This is a genomic window from Vibrio sp. CB1-5 (assembly GCF_059412285.1).
Genome location: NZ_JBJHPB010000030.1, coordinates 1 through 19,649, shown reverse-complemented (window position 1 = coordinate 19,649; position 19,649 = coordinate 1). Strand labels below are relative to the sequence as shown.

12 protein-coding genes are annotated in these 19,649 nt (G+C 48.9%); 11 read left to right on the top strand and 1 reads right to left on the bottom strand.

Annotation, left to right across the window (positions count from 1 at the left end; all coding sequences use genetic code 11):
* Window positions 1-18 precede the first annotated feature (18 nt).
* The 11 genes from gltB (ACJB0T_RS18195) (at window position 19) to ACJB0T_RS18145 (ending at window position 18,778) form a co-directional block, all read left to right on the top strand.
* The gene (gltB, locus tag ACJB0T_RS18195) at window positions 19-4,566 is read left to right on the top strand and encodes a glutamate synthase large subunit (protein WP_479288784.1); all 4,548 of its coding nucleotides are present in this window, start codon (window positions 19-21) and stop codon (window positions 4,564-4,566) included.
* Window positions 4,566-6,035, top strand: coding sequence for a glutamate synthase subunit beta (locus ACJB0T_RS18190; protein ID WP_479288783.1), 1,470 nt, complete (start codon window positions 4,566-4,568; stop codon window positions 6,033-6,035). Before gltB (ACJB0T_RS18195) ends, ACJB0T_RS18190 begins: the two co-directional genes overlap by 1 nt.
* A gap of 408 nt (window positions 6,036-6,443) precedes the next feature.
* Complete coding sequence (gene gltB, locus ACJB0T_RS18185) at window positions 6,444-10,907, top strand: glutamate synthase large subunit (protein ID WP_479288782.1); 4,464 nt, start codon at window positions 6,444-6,446, stop codon at window positions 10,905-10,907.
* A gap of 18 nt (window positions 10,908-10,925) precedes the next feature.
* A complete protein-coding gene (locus ACJB0T_RS18180) occupies window positions 10,926-12,338 on the top strand; it encodes an FAD-dependent oxidoreductase (protein WP_479288781.1) in 1,413 nt (470 codons plus the stop codon).
* Window positions 12,339-12,417: 79 nt separating this feature from the next.
* Window positions 12,418-12,858: a DUF1499 domain-containing protein gene (locus tag ACJB0T_RS18175; protein WP_479288780.1), complete on the top strand. Its 441-nt coding sequence runs from the start codon at window positions 12,418-12,420 to the stop codon at window positions 12,856-12,858.
* Between the two features lie 86 nt (window positions 12,859-12,944).
* The gene (mtnN, locus tag ACJB0T_RS18170) at window positions 12,945-13,640 is read left to right on the top strand and encodes a 5'-methylthioadenosine/S-adenosylhomocysteine nucleosidase (protein WP_479288779.1); all 696 of its coding nucleotides are present in this window, start codon (window positions 12,945-12,947) and stop codon (window positions 13,638-13,640) included.
* Window positions 13,641-13,683: 43 nt separating this feature from the next.
* A complete protein-coding gene (locus ACJB0T_RS18165; protein WP_479288778.1) occupies window positions 13,684-14,637 on the top strand; it encodes a cobalamin biosynthesis family protein in 954 nt (317 codons plus the stop codon).
* Between the two features lie 3 nt (window positions 14,638-14,640).
* Window positions 14,641-15,459 (top strand): vitamin B12 ABC transporter substrate-binding protein BtuF, encoded by an 819-nt coding sequence (gene btuF, locus ACJB0T_RS18160; protein WP_479288777.1) that lies wholly within the window; start codon window positions 14,641-14,643, stop codon window positions 15,457-15,459.
* A 105-nt stretch (window positions 15,460-15,564) separates the two neighbouring features.
* On the top strand, window positions 15,565-16,182 hold the full coding sequence (locus tag ACJB0T_RS18155) for a TRIC cation channel family protein (RefSeq protein WP_479288776.1): 618 nt from the start codon (window positions 15,565-15,567) through the stop codon (window positions 16,180-16,182).
* A gap of 115 nt (window positions 16,183-16,297) precedes the next feature.
* Window positions 16,298-17,812 carry an ATP-binding cassette domain-containing protein gene (locus ACJB0T_RS18150; RefSeq protein ID WP_479288775.1) on the top strand — a complete coding sequence of 505 codons (1,515 nt, stop codon included), beginning with the start codon at window positions 16,298-16,300 and terminating at the stop codon, window positions 17,810-17,812.
* A 99-nt stretch (window positions 17,813-17,911) separates the two neighbouring features.
* Complete coding sequence (locus tag ACJB0T_RS18145; RefSeq protein WP_479288774.1) at window positions 17,912-18,778, top strand: LysR family transcriptional regulator; 867 nt, start codon at window positions 17,912-17,914, stop codon at window positions 18,776-18,778.
* Here the strand turns inward: ACJB0T_RS18145 and ACJB0T_RS18140 are convergent.
* The gene (locus ACJB0T_RS18140) at window positions 18,708-19,487 is read right to left on the bottom strand and encodes a TSUP family transporter (RefSeq protein ID WP_446648221.1); all 780 of its coding nucleotides are present in this window, start codon (window positions 19,485-19,487) and stop codon (window positions 18,708-18,710) included. The two genes, ACJB0T_RS18145 and ACJB0T_RS18140, sit on opposite strands and share 71 nt — an antisense overlap.
* Window positions 19,488-19,649: the final 162 nt, after the last annotated feature.

The window sequence follows — 19,649 nt, the reverse complement described above, 5'->3', positions numbered from 1 at the left end:
AACTGGAAGGAAGTATCTATGGTAGATAGAGAGCAGAATGCACAAGGTCTGTATACTCCTGAATTGGAGCATGACGCTTGCGGTATCGGTTTTGTTGCTCACCTAAAAAACCGTAAATCTCACGATGTAGTGACTCAAGCCCTGGATATGCTAGCGCGAATGGAGCACCGTGGCGGTCAAGGTTGTGACCCATGCAGCGGTGATGGTGCAGGTATCCTACTTCAAAAGCCACACGAGTTTCTGCTAGAAGAAGCCGTGAAGCTTGGCATTAAGCTGCCATCGTTTGAGAAGTACGGTGTAGGTGTTGTGTTGTTCCCTAAAGACGAACACAAACGCGCACAATGTCGTGACATCCTAGAGCGCAATGCACAGCGCCTAGATCTAGAAGTGATTGGCTACCGCGTACTGCCAACCGACAACTCTATGATTGGTGCTGACCCACTAAGCACAGAGCCTCAATTCGAACACGTATTCGTAACCGGCGGCCCAGGCTGCACACCTGAAGAGCTTGAGCGCAAGCTTTACGTCCTTCGTAACTACACAGTTCGTGTATGCCTAGAAAGCGTGTCAAACATCGGTGATGACTTCTACATCAACTCTATGTCTTACAAGACGTTGGTGTACAAAGGTCAGCTAACGACAGAGCAAGTACCTCAGTACTTCTTAGATCTACAAAATCCAACGATGGTGACAGCACTTGCGCTGGTTCACTCTCGTTTCTCTACCAATACTTTCCCAAGATGGCGCCTAGCGCAGCCTTTCCGTTACATTGCCCACAACGGTGAGATCAACACAGTTCGCGGTAACTTGAACTGGATGAAGGCGCGTGAAGCTATCATCGAATCTGACTTGTTCACACAAGCAGAAATCGACATGCTGCTCCCTATCTGTCAAGAAGGCAGCTCGGATTCATCAAACTTCGATATGGCACTTGAGCTCCTAGTTCTGTCTGGTCGTAGCCTGCCACATGCGCTAATGATGATGATCCCTGAAGCATGGCAAGAAAACAAAAACATGGATCCAACCCGTCGTGCGTTCTACCAGTACCACGCGAACGTTATGGAACCATGGGATGGCCCAGCATCAGTATGTTTCACTGACGGTGTTCAGGTTGGTGCAACGCTAGACCGTAACGGTCTACGTCCATCTCGTTATACTGTGACGAAAGATGACTTCCTAGTGATGGCATCAGAATCTGGTGTTGTCGACATTGAACCAGAGAACGTAGAGTTCCGTGGTCGTCTGCAGCCAGGTCGTATCTTCGTTGCTGACCTAGAACAAGGTCGCATCATCTCTGATGAAGAAGTGAAAGATGGCATCGCAAGTGCTCAGCCATACCAGAAATGGGTGGAAGAGAACCTACTAAGCTTGAAGAAACTTCCAGATGCGAGCAACGAGTTCAGCCAACCTTCTCCAGAGAAGCTACTGCACAAACAGCAAGCGTTTGGCGTGAGCTCAGAAGAAGTGAACGAAATCATTGTGCCTATGGCAAAAGATGGCAAAGAGCCACTTTCTGCAATGGGTGCTGACTGGCCACTCGCGATCCTTTCGCATCAGTCACAACATCTATCTAACTACTTTAAGCAGCTGTTTGCTCAGGTAACCAACCCGCCAATCGACCCGATTCGTGAGCGTATGGTTATGTCTCTGAACACTTACCTAGGTAAAGATCAGAACCTATTGGCAGAATCGCCAGAGCACTGTCAAAAAGTTGAGCTTGAGTCTCCTGTTCTGTCTAACTCAGAGCTTGAAAAACTGCGTGCTATCGATAATGAGCACCTACAAGCGAAGACACTGGATATCGTATTCCAAGCAAGCGAAGACGAAGGTAAGCTAGAGCGTGCACTGAAACGTATCTGCCAATACGCAGAAGACGCCGTTATCGATGGTTACTCAATCATCTTGCTAACTGACCGTGCAGTGAACTCTAACCATGCTGCTATCCCTGCGATGCTGGCGGTTGGCGCAGTTCACCACCACCTAATCCGTAAAGGCTTGCGAGCTAAGTGTGACATCGTGGTTGAAACGGGCGACGCTCGTGAAACGCACCACTTTGCAACGCTAGTGGGCTACGGCGCGAACGCAGTGAACCCATACCTCGTTATCGAAACTATGGTAGAGCTACAGCGCACTAAGAAGCTTGATCCAGAAACCAGTATCTCTGAGCTGTTCGAGAACTACCGTAAGTCTATCAACGGTGGTCTTCTGAAGATTTTCTCGAAGATGGGTATCTCAACGCTGCAGTCTTACCACGGTGCACAAATCTTTGAAGCGCTGGGTATCAGCAAATCTGTGGTTGAGAAATACTTCACAGGTACCGTTTCTCGTATCCAAGGTCTAACCATTGATGACATCGCAAAAGAAGTACTGATCCGTCACCGTGTTGGCTTCCCTACGCGTGAAATCCCAGTACAAGTTCTTGATGTTGGTGGTGTTTACCAGTGGAAACAGCGTGGTGAGAAGCACCTGTTTAACCCAGAAACAATCTCGCTACTGCAAGAATCGACTCGCAACAAAAACTACGCTCAGTTTAAGCAATACGCGAAAGCAGTGGATGACCAAGGCGACAACGCAGCGACACTACGTAGCCAGCTAGACTTTGTTAAGAACCCAGCCGGTTCAATCCCTCTAGAGGAAGTTGAGCCAATCGAAAGCATCCTTAAGCGTTTCGCAACAGGTGCAATGTCGTTCGGTTCTATCTCCTACGAAGCTCACTCGACTCTAGCTGTTGCAATGAACCGCATTGGCGCGAAATCGAACTCGGGCGAAGGTGGTGAAGACCCAACACGTTTCGAACGTAAAGAGAACGGTGATTGGGAACGCTCTGCGATCAAGCAGGTTGCGTCAGGCCGCTTCGGTGTAACTTCTTACTACCTAACCAACTCTGATGAAATCCAGATCAAGATGGCACAGGGCGCGAAACCGGGTGAAGGTGGTCAGCTACCAGGTGATAAAGTCGATGACTGGATCGGTGCGACTCGTCACTCCACTCCAGGTGTCGGTCTGATTTCTCCACCGCCACACCATGATATCTACTCAATCGAAGATTTGGCTCAGCTGATCTACGACTTGAAGAATGCAAACCGTGCTGGTCGCGTCAACGTGAAACTGGTATCGGAAGCGGGTGTTGGTACTATCGCCTCTGGTGTAGCGAAAGCGAAAGCGGACGTTGTCCTTATTGCTGGTTTCGATGGTGGTACCGGTGCATCACCAATGTCTTCAATCCGCCACACTGGTCTTCCTTGGGAGCTAGGTTTGGCAGAAACACACCAAACGCTTCTGAAGAACGGTCTACGTAACCGTATCGTGGTTCAATCTGATGGTCAGATGAAAACGCCACGTGACCTTGCCGTTGCGACTCTGCTAGGTGCAGAGGAATGGGGTGTAGCAACAGCTGCTCTAGTTGTTGAAGGCTGTATCATGATGCGTAAGTGTCACAAGAACACCTGTCCTGTTGGTATCGCAACACAAAACAAAACGCTACGTGAGCGCTTTGATGGCCGCGTAGAAGACGTCGTCACCTTCTTCCAATACATGGCTGAAGGCCTGCGTGAAGTAATGGCTGAACTTGGCTTCCGCACTATCGATGAGATGGTGGGTCAGTCTAAGAAGCTGAAGATCCGCGACGACATCGGCCACTGGAAATATAAAAACCTCGATCTATCGCCAGTTCTACACATTGAACAAGCGCGTGAAGAAGATGGCGTTTACAACCAGACAGAGCAAAACCATAACCTAGAACAGGTTCTGGACCGTAAGTTGATTCAAGCGGCTATCCCAGCACTTGAGAAGGGTGAAGCCGTTAGTGCTGAGTTCCCAATCATCAACACGGATCGCTCTGCAGGTACCATGCTGTCGAATGAGATCTCTAAAGTTTACAAAGACCAAGGTCTACCACAACCAATGAACGTGAAGTTCAACGGCAGTGCTGGTCAGTCATTCGGTGCTTTCCTTGCTAAGGGCGTGAAGTTCGAAGTGGAAGGTGATGCGAACGATTACTGGGGTAAAGGTCTATCTGGCGGCACACTAGTACTGTACCCAGATGCGAAATCGAGCATCGTTGCAGAAGACAACATCGTTGTCGGTAACGTTTGTTTCTATGGTGCGACATCTGGTGAATCTTACATCCGCGGTATGGCTGGTGAACGCTTCTGTGTTCGTAACTCTGGCGCGAAAGTTGTGGTTGAAGGCGTGGGTGACCACGGCTGTGAATACATGACTGGCGGTGTAGCGGTTATCCTAGGCTCAACCGGTCGTAACTTTGCTGCTGGTATGAGTGGCGGTGTGGCGTATGTTTGGGATAAAGCCGGTGACTTTGAAACCAAGCTAAACCCAGAATTGGTCGACCTAGACCCAATCGAACAAGAAGATCGCGAACTACTACTAGACATGCTCACTAAGCATGTGGAGTTCACAGGAAGTGAAGTCGCTCAGTCGTTCTTAGACAACTTTGAAGCCAGCATTGCATCACTCGTGAAAGTAATGCCACGCGACTACAAAGCAGTGCTACTAAAGCGCAAAGCAGAAGCTGAGCAAGCTCAAACGGAACAAGTGGAGGCAGTATAATGGGTAAGCCTACTGGATTTTTAGAACATGGTCGCGAGCTTCCAGGGAAGCTCGACCCAGCGGTTCGTATTGAAGACAACAAAGAGTTCGTTCTTAACGAAGAGTTTGGCGATAAGATCAATACTCAGGCTTCTCGTTGTATGGATTGTGGCGTACCTTTCTGCCACAACGGTTGCCCAATTGGCAACATCATCCCTGAGTTTAACGACGCGGTTTTCCGTGACAGCTGGGAAGAAGCTTGGCGCATCCTAAGCTCAACCAACAACTTCCCTGAGTTTACAGGTCGCGTATGTCCTGCTCCATGTGAAAGCGCTTGTGTTCTTGGTATCAACCAAGACCCAATCACTATCTGTAACATTGAGAAGACGATTGTTGAAACGGCTTACCGTGAAGGCTACGCGAAACCAAAAACACCGCGCTCTCGCACGGGTAAAACTGTCGCTATCATCGGTTCAGGCCCTGCAGGTCTGTCTGCGGCTGAGCAGCTAAACAGCGCAGGGCACTCTGTGACAGTATTTGAACGCGATGAGAAAGTCGGTGGTCTACTGCGTTTTGGTATCCCTGATTTCAAACTAGGCATGGATATCATTGACCGTAAAATCAATCTAATGGCTGAAGCGGGCGTTGAGTTCAAGGTCAACCAACATATTGGTGTTGACGTAAACGCTGCGCAACTTCGCCAAGAGTTTGATGTGGTACTGTTAACAGGTGGCTCTACCGTACCTCGCGACCTACCGGTTCCTGGTCGTGAGCTAAACGGCGTTCACTTTGCGATGGAATTCCTAGCGCAAAACAACCGCCGTGCAAACGATATGGATCTTAAGGGTGAAGAGATCCACGCCAAAGACAAGCATGTTGTGGTTATCGGTGGTGGTGATACTGGCTCTGACTGTGTAGGTACCTCTAACCGTCACAAAGCAGCAAGCGTTACTCAGGTAGAAATCATGCCGATTCCGCCAGAGAAGCGTCCAGCTAACATGCCATGGCCTCAGTACCCAATGATCATGAAGACCACAACTTCTCACGAAGAAGGCTGTGATCGTCATTGGAACATCCTAACCAAAGAGTTTATCGGTAACGATAAAGGCCAGGTAACGGGTCTTCGTATCGCTGATATCGTTTGGCAAGATGCCGCTCCTGGTGAGCGTCCAAACTTTGAAGAAGTGGCTGGCTCTGAACGTGTGATCCCATGTGATATGGCGTTCCTAGCAATGGGCTTCCTACATCCAGAACCAACCGGTGTACTGGCTCAGCTTGACATCAAGCTGGATGAGCGTGGCAACGTTGCTGCGGAGAACTTCCAAACTAACCAACAAGGTGTATTTGCCGCAGGTGATATGCGTACTGGCCAGTCTCTGGTTGTACGTTGTATCAACGAAGGCCGTGAGTGTGCACGCGCTATCGATGAATACCTAATGGGCAACACTAACCTAGAAGCGAAAGCCAACTCGTTGATGCTTTCCGCTTAAAGGTAGACTGTCTAGTTACACGGATAAGTAACTAACAGCATTCCTTCCTAATTTGGCCAGCTTTAAGCTGGCCTTTTTTCTATCTATAGCTCAGTCCAGCCGAAAGCACATCATTGACGGCGACAAGCATGAGTCACGCGAAACTTGTTAACTATCTCTCCTTTTGCACAGCAACCAACTGTAAAGTAACTAGATTATTTGTTTGTTTTTTTCGAGACATACACAACAAATTTCTGAAAACTTGACCTTTCTCGCCATAAGCTATACGTTGTGAATTTCGTGAAAATAAAATAAATGCAATTTGTTAATAAATAACAGTTAAAAATTTGACTCACATAACAATAAAAAAGTCATTAAAAAGCATTAATTTACTGTCAGGATGACAGCAAGCTCAAAGGGAGAAAGGCAATGGCTCTTTACGATCCAAGTCTTGTAAAAGACAACTGTGGATTTGGCCTGATTGCGCATATGCAAGGTCAGCCCAGTCACAAACTGGTTCGCACCGCAATCTCAGCACTGGACCGCATGACTCACCGTGGCGGCATCAACTCAGATGGAAAAACTGGCGATGGTTGTGGCTTACTACTTCAAAAACCCGATTCATATTTCCGCTTAATTGCAGAAGAAAACCAATGGAACTTAGCTAAGCAGTATGCCGTCGGCATGATGTTTCTCTCCAAGGATCCCGTTAAAGCCCAATCGGCAAAAGACATCATCAACCAAGAACTGTCGAAAGAAACGCTGACCATTTCTGGCTGGCGCGACGTGCCAACCAATGAAAACGTACTGGGACCAATCGCGTTAAGTTCACTACCCAATATTGTTCAGGTATTTATCTCGGCACCGGCAGGTTGGCGTGAGCAAGATGTTGAACGACGTCTGTATATCGCTAAGCGCCGCATTGAAAAACGCATTACGGAAGATGAAGACTTCTATATTTGTAGTTTGTCGACTCAAGTGATCGTCTACAAAGGTCTGTGTATGCCGGCCGATCTTCCGCGATTCTACCTCGATCTTGCTGATCTTCGCATGGAATCGTCGATCTGTTTGTTCCACCAGCGTTTCTCTACCAATACTCAACCACGCTGGCCGTTGGCACAGCCCTTCCGCTATTTAGCACACAATGGTGAGATCAACACCATTGAAGGTAACCGCCAATGGGCGAAAGCGCGTGCCTATAAGTTTGCCTCACCGCTACTACCGGATCTGCAAACCGCCGCTCCTTTCGTCAATGAAACAGGCTCAGACTCTTCAAGTCTAGACAACATGCTCGACCTATTCTTATCTGGTGGTATGGATATCTTCCGAGCAATGCGAATGCTGGTACCGCCAGCATGGCAAAACCACCCGGACATGGACCCAGACCTGCGTGCCTTCTACGACTTTAACTCCAAACACATGGAGCCTTGGGATGGCCCAGCTGGTATTGTCCTTTCCGACGGTCGTTATGCCGCCTGTAACCTTGACCGCAACGGCTTACGCCCAGCACGTTATGTCATTACCAAAGACAACCTCATCACGCTGGCATCTGAAGTCGGAATTTGGGATTACGCCCCAGATGAAGTGGCAGAAAAAGGGCGTGTTGGTCCAGGTGAACTGCTGGTTGTCGATACTCAAGAGGGTGAACTGTGGCATTCAGATGACATAGATAACGATCTCAAGAGCCGTCACCCATACCGCGAGTGGATGGAAAACAACGTCCATAAATTAACACCATTTAGCGCCCTCGAAGATGACCAAGTTGGCGCGCGCAGTTTTGATGAAACGGTGTTGAAGACCTATCAAAAACAGTTCGCCATGACTAACGAAGAGACCGATCAAGTACTCCGTGTGTTAGGCGACATGGGCCAAGAAGCGGTTGGCTCTATGGGTGATGATACTCCAATGGCGGTGCTGTCCTCTAAAGAGCGCTTGGTGACTGATTACTTCCGTCAGAAATTTGCTCAAGTCACCAACCCACCTATCGACCCACTGCGTGAAAAACACGTGATGTCGCTTGCGACCAGTGTCGGTCAAGAGATGAACGTATTCTGTGAAACCGATGGTCACGCCTACCGTGTGACATTCGATTCACCAGTGCTGCTTTACTCTGATATGCAGCAGCTACTAGAGCTGAGCGACAAGCACTATCGCAACACGATCCTCGATATTAACTACGATCCGAGCGAGAAAGATCTCAAACAAGCGCTACTCGATCTCTGCGATCAAGCTGAATCTGTCGTTAAAGAAGGGACGGTTCTAGTCGTTCTTTCCGATCGCGCGCTCGTGAAAGGCAAACTCCCTATTCCTGCGGCTATGGCGGTTGGCGCAGTGCAAACACGATTGATTGAAGCGAACCTTCGTTGCGATGCCAACATTATTGTTGAAACTGCAACCGCTCGTGACCCACATCAGTTTGCGGTGCTGCTTGGATTTGGCGCGACTGCTGTCTACCCTTACCTCGCTTATGAGGCGCTAGGAAAACTTGTTGATGATGGTGCCATTGATAAGAGCTACCGCAATGTGATGCAAAACTATCAGTATGGCATCAACAAGGGTCTGTATAAGATCATGTCGAAGATGGGCATCTCGACCATCGCCTCTTATCGCTGCTCACAGCTTTTTGAAGCGGTCGGCTTACATACCGATGTCGTCGACTTGTGTTTCACTGGAGTCACTACACGCATTCAAGGTGCAAGCTTTGAAGATTTCCAACAAGACTTGTTTAACCTATCCCGCAAGGCATGGGCAAAACGCAAACCGGTCGAACATGGCGGCCTACTGAAATACGTCCACGATGGCGAGTATCACGCCTATAACCCTGATGTTGTCGGTACGCTGCAACAAGCGGTGAAATCTGGCGAAGCGTCCGATTACAAGTCGTATGCTAAGCAAGTGAATGACCGTCCTGTCGCGATGTTGCGTGACTTGATGAAGCTGAAAAAGGCGGACAACGCTCTGCCACTTGAGCAAATTGAGCCTAATACAGAGCTGTTCAAACGCTTCGACTCAGCGGCGATGTCCATTGGTGCATTGAGCCCAGAAGCGCACGAAGCGCTTGCCATGGCGATGAACAAGCTTGGCGGCTATTCCAACTCTGGCGAGGGAGGTGAAGATCCTCGCCGCTTTGGGACTAACCGTAACTCTCGCATTAAGCAGATTGCGTCTGGCCGTTTTGGCGTGACACCACACTACCTCACCAATGCGGACGTGCTTCAAATCAAGGTCGCACAAGGTGCGAAACCGGGTGAAGGTGGTCAGCTGCCAGGACATAAGGTCACAGCGGAAATCGCTAAACTACGTCACTCAGTGCAAGGGGTCACACTTATCTCCCCGCCTCCGCATCACGACATCTACTCCATTGAGGATTTGGCCCAGCTTATCTTCGATTTGAAGCAGGTTAACCCAGATGCGCTAGTATCGGTAAAACTAGTGTCTGAGCCTGGCGTGGGCACCATTGCTACTGGTGTTGCCAAGGCCTATGCCGATCTCATCACTATTTCAGGCTACGATGGCGGCACAGCCGCAAGTCCACTGACATCGGTGAAATACGCAGGTTGTCCGTGGGAGCTAGGCCTTGCCGAAACGCAGCAAGCACTGGTTACCAACAACCTACGTCATAAGATCCGACTTCAAGTAGATGGCGGTTTAAAAACCGGTCTCGACGTTGTCAAAGCGGCCATTCTTGGTGCAGAGAGTTTCGGCTTCGGTACCGCACCTATGGTTGCGATGGGTTGTAAATTCTTACGGATCTGTCACCTCAATAACTGCGCGACAGGCGTTGCCACGCAAGATGAAACGCTGCGTAAAGAGTACTTCAAGGGTCTACCAGAAATGGTGGTCAACTACTTCACGGGACTTGCCGATGAAGTACGCGAACTGCTCGCTGAACTAGGAGTAGAAAAGCTCACTGACTTAATTGGTCGCACGGATTTATTAGAAGCTGTCGAGGGGATGACCGCGAAGCAATCCAAGCTCGACCTATCGAACATTCTCGAAGCGCCAATATCTCCGCTGTCTCATCCACTGTATTGGACTGAGCCAAACCAACCTTTTGATAAAGCCGAGCTTAACCAGAAGATTGTTGAGGAAACCGAAACGGCTGTTGAAAGCAGATCTGGAGGCAGTTTCTACTTTGATGTCAGAAACACCGATCGCTCTGTCGGAGCGAGACTGTCTGGCAGTGTGGCTAAACGCTATGGCAACCAAGGCATGGCGACCAGTCCAATCAAGCTCTATCTCGATGGCACCGCTGGGCAATCCCTCGGCGTTTGGAACGCTGGCGGGGTAGAAATCTACCTTACGGGTGATGCCAATGACTATGTCGGTAAAGGCATGGCAGGCGGTAAGCTCGTGATCAAACCACACGTCGGCACCACGTTTACCTGTAACGATGCCACTATCGTCGGCAACACCTGTTTGTACGGCGCAACAGGCGGCAAGCTTTACGCAGCAGGTACCGCAGGTGAGCGTTTTGGCGTACGTAACTCGGGCACAATCGCAGTGATTGAGGGCGCCGGTGACAACGCTTGTGAATACATGACGGGTGGTATTGTCGCTATCTTAGGAGCGACAGGGGTTAACTTTGGCGCAGGTATGACCGGCGGGTTTGCTTATGTGATGGACAGCAACGACGACTTTGAAGGTCGCGTCAACACAGAGTCAGTAGAAGCGATTTCGCTGTCTGATCTGTATATCCATCAAGAGCATCTGCGCGGCCTTATTGCTGAGCACCTAGAAGAGACAGGCTCAGTGCACGCCGAAAACATTCTGGCGAACTTCGATGAATGGATTCCGAAGTTCTATCTCGTCAAGCCAAGGGCTGCGGATCTCCGCACCTTGCTTGGTCACCAAAGCCGAAGCGCCGCAGAGCTGCGCGTTCAAGCACAATAATTGGAAGGAGCCAGAATAATGAGCCAGAACGTATACCAGTTTATTGATGTAAACCGCGTCGACCCTGCTAAAAAGCCAATTAAGATTCGTAAGATAGAGTTCGTTGAAATCTACGAACCCTTTACCAAGCAGCAGGCGACAGCTCAGGCCGATCGCTGTCTCGACTGCGGTAATCCATATTGTGAGTGGAAGTGCCCTGTTCATAACTACATCCCGCAATGGCTCAAGCTAGCCAATGAGGGACGTATCATAGAGGCAGCAGAACTCTCACATCAAACCAACAGCCTTCCTGAAGTCTGTGGTCGAGTATGTCCGCAAGATCGCCTCTGTGAAGGGTCATGTACATTAAACGATGATTTTGGTGCCGTCACCATAGGCAACATCGAAAAGTACATCACCGACAAAGCGTTCGAGATGGGCTGGAAACCGGACATGTCCCATGTGGAATGGACGGATAAAAAAGTCGCCATTATTGGTGCAGGGCCTGCAGGTCTCGCCGCCGCCGATATTCTGGTGCGAAACGGCGTTAAGCCGGTTGTATTTGATCGCTATCCAGAGATTGGCGGTCTACTCACCTTTGGTATCCCCTCTTTCAAGCTAGAAAAAGATGTGATGCTCAACCGCCGCCGTATCTTCAGTGAGATGGGCGTGGAGTTCCGCCTCAATACCGAAGTCGGTAAAGACGTTGAGATGGCAAGCTTAGTTGAAGAGTACGATGCGGTATTCCTTGGCGTCGGTACTTACAAGAACATGCGCGCTGGTTTAGAAAACGAAAACGCGCCCGGCGTTTTTGATGCCCTGCCGTTTTTGGTTTCCAATACCTACAAGGTCATGGAGCTTAGTGAAGAGCAGCCCTTTATTGATATGAAAGGCAAAAAAGTCGTTGTCCTTGGTGGTGGTGATACGGCCATGGACTGTGTGCGCACCTCAATTCGCCAAACAGCGAGCAGCGTCATTTGTGCCTACCGCCGTGATGAGGCCAACATGCCGGGCTCTCGCCGCGAGGTGAAAAACGCTCGTGAGGAAGGGGTTAACTTTATGTTTAACCTTCAGCCTCTTGGTATTGAAGTGGACGCTAACGGCAACGCTTGCGGCGTGAAAGTCGTGAAAACAGCTTTGGGCGAGCCAGATGAAGCAGGCCGCCGCCGACCTGAGCCAGTGGAAGACAGTGAGCATGTACTGGAAGCAGATGCGGTTATCATGGCATTTGGCTTCCAGCCACATCATATGTCGTGGCTAGAACCTTATGGGGTGGAACTTGATCAATGGGGCCGCATTAAAGCACCTGCATCTCAAGAGTTTATGTATCAAACTACTAATGAGAAGATCTTTGCAGGTGGTGACGCAGTGCGAGGTTCAGATTTAGTGGTGACGGCCATTGATGAGGGACGCAAAGCCGCTGAAGGCATACTAGACTTCCTAGATATATAGGGTTGCCAGTACACAAACCAAGACTAAGCCCAGCTCTGCTGGGCTTTTATTTAATCGCTTCACTTTGCAAGGGAACGTTATGACAATAACTAAGCTATTTACCCTCTCTTCTGTCATTTTGCTTACCGCCTGCGGAGCAGGCTATAAGACCACCACAGATCGAACCGAAGAGCCTTGCGGCGACAGTCCGCGCTGCGTATCCACTCAAGATAGTCGTGAAGAATTTAAACTCGCCCCATTTAAGCTCGCCCCAGACACCAACATCAATCAGATTGAAACCGTTGCACTTAGCTTCGATAACGCCGAGGTAGCTGTGCTAGAAGACAACTACCTACGTGTGGAATACACCTCAAGCGTGTTCCGGTATGTGGATGATATGGAGATTAAAATCCAAGACGGTGAGCTACTAGTACGCTCCGAAGCTCGCATTGGTTACTACGATTTTGACGTGAACAGAAAACGGGTTGAAGCGTTTCGCGCAAAGCTCATCGAAACTGGATTGGTCATCGAAAATCCCTAACCACTCCAGCTCGCAAAGGTTGGGAAGCGCGGCGACTGTTGCTATACTGCACGCCAAAATACGTTTTCCAACTTGAGAGAATCTCTATGAAAATCGGCGTAATTGGCGCAATGGAACAAGAAGTGTCCATCCTAAAAGCAGCACTAACTAACCTAGAAGAAGTAAAAAAAGGCGGTTGCACCTTCTTTACTGGTCAACTTAACGGTGCCGACATCGTGCTACTTCAATCAGGTATCGGTAAAGTCGCGGCAGCCGTTGGTACCACGATCCTTCTTAGCGATTACCAGCCAGACGTTGTGATTAACACGGGCTCTGCAGGTGGCTTTGAGTCTTCTCTAAACCTGGGTGATGTGGTTATCTCGACCGAAGTTCGTCATCACGACGCTGACGTAACAGCATTTGGCTACGAGATTGGTCAAATGGCAGGTCAACCAGCAGCGTTCGCCGCGGATAAGAAACTGATGGACGTAGCTGAGCAAGCACTGGCACAAATGGAAGACAAGCACGCGGTACGCGGCCTAATCTGTACCGGTGACGAATTCGTTTGCCGTCCAGAGCGTCAAGAGGTTATCCGCAAAAACTTCCCTGGTGTTATTGCCGTTGAGATGGAAGCGTCTGCGATTGCGCAAACCTGTCATCAGTTCAACACGCCATTCGTGGTGGTTCGTGCTATCTCTGATGTAGCCGATAAAGAATCTCCAATGAGCTTTGAAGAGTTCCTACCACTAGCAGCGCAAAGCTCGTCAGAAATGGTAGTAAAAATGGTTGAGCTGCTTAAATAAGCGCACCTTGTTGTAAACAACATCACGTACAAGGACGACGTAAATGAGCTCTTTTATTGAGAGTTTATATGCCAATGGTGCACTCCTCACTCTCTGGGGTGCACTTTTGTTTCATCTGCTTATCCCCATTCCACCAGCGGCGCACCCTGTCAGGTTCTGGCAATTATTGCTAAGTCATATAGCGAGCAAGGTTAACTCTCCAAGCGCATTACCTCAACAGCAACAACTATCCGGAACTCTTGCGTTATTACTACTACTCGTTCCAACCTTAGCGGTGCTGGTCGCACTTCAAACTTTGGTTTGGAAAGCAGAATTCTATCAGCTTGCCCTGCTACTGCTTGCTATTGAGTGGCGTGGTAATGAGCTATTCACTCGACGTTTCATCGACGCTTTAGCAAAAGAAGATAAGACAGGCGCTCGCCATTTACTCGCATCGAAAGTCAATCGAGAAACAGACGCGCTGTCGCTACTTGGACTTGGTAAGGCGGGAGCGGAAAGCGTGATTGTTGGCTATGCGAGAAACGTCATCGGCGTTTTATTTTGGTATGGCCTAACTGGTGGCATTGGCGCACTAATGTATCGGCTTTGTGCGGAGCTCGCGCGCAGCTGGAGCCCGAATAAACCAGGTTATGCGACTTTTGGTAGACCGGCGGCTTGGCTATTTATGGTGATCGACTTTGTACCGCAAAAGCTGTTCTCAATGATGGTTTTACTCGGCCTTCCTACTAACGCTATCAAACAAACGCTATCCCAAGCGAAAACATGGCCAAATGCAGCGACCAGCTGGCTTATCTGCGGCTACGCTAACCGCTTTGAGCTGGCGCTAGGTGGCCCAGCTATCTATGGCAGTGACAAACTGCAGCGCGCTCGAGTGGGTGGGAAAATCGCACCCGCGGCATTTCATATCGCTCAAATTCAAAAACATATCGCATGGCGGATCTATGTGTGGTTAATGCTACAAAGCGCTGTAATGTTCATCATCTACCAAGGATTGTAATCAATGAAGAAAACCCTGTTAGGTGTTTTAGCTCTGCTGGCCAGTTTCGCAGCCTTTGCCGATACTCAGCGTATTATTAGCCTCGCCCCACATACCACAGAGCTGGCTTATGCGGCTGGTCTTGGCAACAAGCTGATTGCAGTCAGTGAATACAGCGACTACCCAGAGCAAGCAGAAAAACTCGAACGCGTCGCTAACTATCAAGGCATTAAGTTAGAGCGAATCGTCGCTTTAGAGCCGGATCTTATCTTGGCATGGCCGACAGGAAACCCAGCCCGAGAGCTTGAGAAACTAGAACACCTCGGCTTCAATCTCTATTACTCTAAAGCAAAATCCCTAGAAGGCATTGCCAACAACCTTGAAGCCCTAAGCCAATATGCCAACGACCCAAATATTGGTGTCAACGCAGCAAAGCAGTTTCGAGCCAAGCTTGCAGAGTTAAAGAAGAAGTACGACACCGAGGACAAAGTGCGTTATTTCTACCAACTGAGTGAAAAGCCTATCATCACTCTATCCGATGGAAACTGGCCTAGCGAAGTGTTTGAGTTCTGTGGCGGAGAAAACATCTTTGCAAGCAGTAAAGCGCCCTATCCTCAAGTCAGTCCCGAACAGGTCATCGTTCGCCAACCTGAGGCCATATTCACCTCAGAACACGCCATCGCTAACGGAAATATGTGGCAAAAATGGCAGCAAGAGCTACCCGCGGTACAAAACAAACATGTGTGGGCTTTAACCTCAGATTGGCTTAATCGACCAACACCACGAACCTTGCAGGCCGTCACTCAAGTGTGTGAACACCTAGACTCAGTACGAATACACTAGAAATGAGATATCTATCACATTTAAGCAAGATTCGCTATCCGCAAACGTTAAATCCCGTAAAATTGGCGCACTTTCCTATTACTTTTCTTCAGTGAGAATATAGCTGTGGATTCCATGCTCTATTTGGTCGACCTTTTTGGTACGGCAATATTTGCAATATCGGGAGTGATACTTGCAGGAAGACTTAGGATGGATCCTTTCGGTGTTATGGTGCTAGGCAGTGTCACCGCCATCGGTGGTGGTACTATTCGTGATATGGCGCTTGGTGCAACGCCTGTTTTTTGGATCACCGACACGACCTACATTTGGGTCATTATCGTTACGTGTATCGCAACTATGATGCTGATACGACATCCGAGGCGCTTACCTTGGTATGTTCTTCCCGTCAGTGATGCGATTGGCCTTGCGGTATTTGTCGGTATCGGTGTCGAAAAAGCGTTGATATTTCAAGACTCGTACTTGATTGCAGTGATCATGGGAGTATTGACCGGTTGTGGTGGAGGTATTATTCGTGACGTTCTTGCCCGTGAAGTCCCTATGGTGTTAAGGCGTGAAGTGTATGCTACTGCTTGTATTATTGGCGGTACCTTCCATGTAGGTGCTCTGATGATGGGCGCATCAACGGGCAGCGCCTTCCTTTGCTGCGTTGTTGCCACTCTCGTGATCCGCCTTGGCGCAATTCGCTGGCACCTCTCTTTACCAACCTTCGCACTCGACAAGTAGCTTCAAGTAACTGACAGGAGATACCGAATTCTCCTGTCAGCCTCTTCATTTTTCTCTGTCGCTTTAGTATGTTGGTTAAAAGCCACTCACTTTTTATTCAGACAGGGAAACGTCTATGGATATCTGCTTCAATAATGTCTCGCTAAACCACCCACTTTCACTGTCTGTACCACAATGGACCATTCGCTCAGGCGAGCACTGGGCGGTATTTGAAACCCATGGCAACGTTGGCAGCCTACTTGGCGATCTGCTATGTGGTGAACTGAAAGCCGATGAAGGGCAGCTCCAGCAACCTCACTCTAGCATTGCTCAAGTCTCACTAGCCGAGCAGCAGCGACTGTTAGAACTAGAACAAGCCAATGACGACAGTGAGTTTTTAGATCGAATTGATTTTGGACGCAGTGTCGAGCAATTGGTCTCGGAGTTTTCTGATAACCCAGATGTGGTCGAGCAGCTTATCCAAGAGCTAGATTTACTTCATCTTAGAGAGCGCGGTTTTAGGCAGCTATCAACCGGTGAAACCCGCCGCGTGATGTTAGCGCGAGCACTCGCCAGCGCACCAAAAGTACTGGTGCTTGATGAACCTTTTGTTGGTCTCGATACCTTGCATCGTAAAATGCTGGCAGACTATCTCAAAGACCTATCCCTACACGTTCAGCTCGTCATCATTACCTCTCGAGAAGATGAAGTCCCAAACTGGATGTCACACGTGGCGATGTTTGAAAAAGGGGCACTCAAGGAGCAGCTTAGCTACACCGAGTGGCGCGAGCACCCGATTATTTCTCAGCTGTTAGCGCAGTCTTCACAACAAAGCGAACAGTGGCTCCAACTTATCCGCAAACATCAACATACGGCAAAGTTTGCAGATCCCTTGATCAAAATCACTGACGGAAAAGTCGAGTACGTGGAGCAAAAGATATTCTCCGGCGTCAATTGGCAAATCAACAATGGTGAACACTGGCAAGTTCGCGGTCCCAATGGCTGTGGAAAAAGTACCTTATTAGGGATGATTTTTGGCGACCACCCGCAGTGTTATAGCAATGATATAGAGATCTATGGTATCAAGCGTGGCAGCGGTGAGACCGTTTGGGACATCAAGCAGCACACTGGAATGGTGTCTTCCTCTTTGCACCTGCAATACCGAGTTAACTGCAATGCCCGTGACGTTTTACTGTCTGGATTCTTTGATTCCATCGGACTTTATGACAAACCAAGCAAAAAACAAATCAACGCCGCTGATGAATGGTTAACTCTGCTGCACATGTCGCACCTGAAAGATTGCGCGTTCAAGTCTTTAGAATACAGTCAGCAGCGCCTACTTCTTATCGCACGTGCCATTATCAAACAGCCGACGATACTGATTTTGGATGAACCATATCAAGGCCTTGACTTCTTAGGGCGTAAATTGGTTATGAATGCGCTAGAGCTAATCGCCAAAGAAAACCTAAGCCAGTTGCTGTATGTCTCGCATTATGTCGAAGATGAGTTAGACAGCATTCGCTATTTTGTCGATTTTGTCGAAGCTGGCAATGGAGAGGGCTACCACGTCGTCATCACCACACCAGTGGCTAAAAGCCAAACGTCAGCTCACAACACCAAACAAAAGGAAATCCCATGTCAGGAAAAATAGCTATTGCCTTGCTTACTAAAAAGAGAAAGCACAACAGTTAGCACAAAGATTTCTATGCTAACCTATGACTATTGATTCCACTTTTTCATCATAATCGACATGCTTTTAGAAGGTATTGAAACACTGCTGGTACTTGCTCAAGAGAAAACCATGGGACGAACCGGTAGTCGTCTCTATATCAGCCAGTCTGCGGTCAGTAAACGCATTGCCAATCTAGAAAAGAAACTCGGTAAAACCTTAATTGAGCCAGAAGGAAGGCAAATACGTCTGACGCCAGAGGCAGAAGCACTCATTGCTCGGGTCGGCCCCAGTTTAAATGAGCTGCGCGGTTTAATTGCTGAAGAACAGCAGGTCGAAACACACTCAACATTAAGACTCGATTGCTCAGAAACCTTAGTGGCAGGCTACCTAAGTGATGTAATGCCGCAACTGCTTGCTAAGGACAACTATCTCACCGTCACCACCAACCACACACCCCGTATCATCGAGCATGTCAAATCGGGTGAGGCGGCGGTTGGCCTGTGCGCAGGCCATTTAAACTCACGACTTGGATTAGTAACGACGCATCTTTTTGATGAACCATTTAAGGTGGTGAGCAAACAGCCTTTAACCAAGTCGCCGACGAGCCTTATCACCAACGACCTCAACAATCCCGCGAATACGTACCAAGCTGGGTTGCTGCAGCAAGCAGGAATAACGCCAAGCATGCAGATGGACTCGTACACTGCTGCAGCTCAGCTCGCTATCCGAGGGGTGGCACCTGCACTCGTACCGCTATCAATCATCAAAACCTTGCACATAAGTGAGTCACTATGTTTTGACTTTGATTTTTTGACCACCCTAACGCGCCCAGTTCATGTGATATACCGGCCAAGTGCACTCAAGCAATCACGCCTTAAAACAGTGATTGAAACCATTGAGGATTTTGTTCCCAAAGTAGCTTTAATGCCATCACCATTGACATAACAACCACCAGCGGACGAATAAACTTCTTTCCCTTAGACACTACAACTTTAGCTCCCATGCGCGCACCTAGGAAGCCACCCGCCGCCATTACTAAACCAATTTCCCAAACAGGCAGGCCGGCAATGATAAAGAAAATCAACGCAGCCAGGTTCGAGGTAAAGTTGAGTACCTTAGTACGCGCAGTCGCATGAACAATCGAGAGCTGAGCGATAGCAACAAAACAGATAGTAAAAATAGAGCCAGTACCCGGCCCAAAGAAACCATCATAAAAGCCCACACCAGTACCAACTGAAAAAGCAAACAGCGTTTCCGACATCTTAGGTTTGCCGCCACCCTCTCCTGCCTGTGGAGCGAGTAAGAAATAGAGTGAGATACCTAGTAGCAATACCGGAATAAGGCTCGTCAACACGCCCGCATCTATATGCTGCACAAGCTCAGCACCCACAGCCGAGCCAACAAAGGTACAGGCAATCGCCAAGCGCATATCTTTAAGGTCAACAATGCCGTTGCGGACAAAATACCAAGTAGCCGAAAAACTGCCAAACGAGCTCTGCAGTTTATTGGTTGCCAGTGCCTGAGTGGGCGGCACACCCGCAGAGAGCAGCGCTGGCAACGTTAACAGCCCGCCGCCACCTGCCATGGCATCAATAAAGCCAGCCAATCCAGCTACAAAAAATAGTAAAACAAGAATGTCGTAAGTTACGTCCATGTCAGGCGCTCAAAATGTAATTTTGTTAAATTGTAGCGACTTACATCGCTAGGACTAGCGAAACCATCGCTACAAACCTATTCCACTTAGGAATTATTAAATATGAGAATATCAAGTAGGGTGAGGCGTTACCGCCTCATCCCTCTTACAGAACCGTACGTA

Coding starts and splice junctions, on each gene's coding strand:
- ACJB0T_RS18180 (WP_479288781.1), top strand. CDS start 10,926: ATGAGCCAGAACGTATACCAGTTTATTGATGTAAACCGCGTCGACCCT.
- gltB (WP_479288782.1), top strand. CDS start 6,444: ATGGCTCTTTACGATCCAAGTCTTGTAAAAGACAACTGTGGATTTGGC.
- ACJB0T_RS18145 (WP_479288774.1), top strand. CDS start 17,912: ATGCTTTTAGAAGGTATTGAAACACTGCTGGTACTTGCTCAAGAGAAA.
- btuF (WP_479288777.1), top strand. CDS start 14,641: ATGAAGAAAACCCTGTTAGGTGTTTTAGCTCTGCTGGCCAGTTTCGCA.
- ACJB0T_RS18175 (WP_479288780.1), top strand. CDS start 12,418: ATGACAATAACTAAGCTATTTACCCTCTCTTCTGTCATTTTGCTTACC.
- ACJB0T_RS18165 (WP_479288778.1), top strand. CDS start 13,684: ATGAGCTCTTTTATTGAGAGTTTATATGCCAATGGTGCACTCCTCACT.
- ACJB0T_RS18140 (WP_446648221.1), bottom strand. CDS start 19,487: ATGGACGTAACTTACGACATTCTTGTTTTACTATTTTTTGTAGCTGGA.
- ACJB0T_RS18190 (WP_479288783.1), top strand. CDS start 4,566: ATGGGTAAGCCTACTGGATTTTTAGAACATGGTCGCGAGCTTCCAGGG.
- ACJB0T_RS18150 (WP_479288775.1), top strand. CDS start 16,298: ATGGATATCTGCTTCAATAATGTCTCGCTAAACCACCCACTTTCACTG.
- mtnN (WP_479288779.1), top strand. CDS start 12,945: ATGAAAATCGGCGTAATTGGCGCAATGGAACAAGAAGTGTCCATCCTA.
- gltB (WP_479288784.1), top strand. CDS start 19: ATGGTAGATAGAGAGCAGAATGCACAAGGTCTGTATACTCCTGAATTG.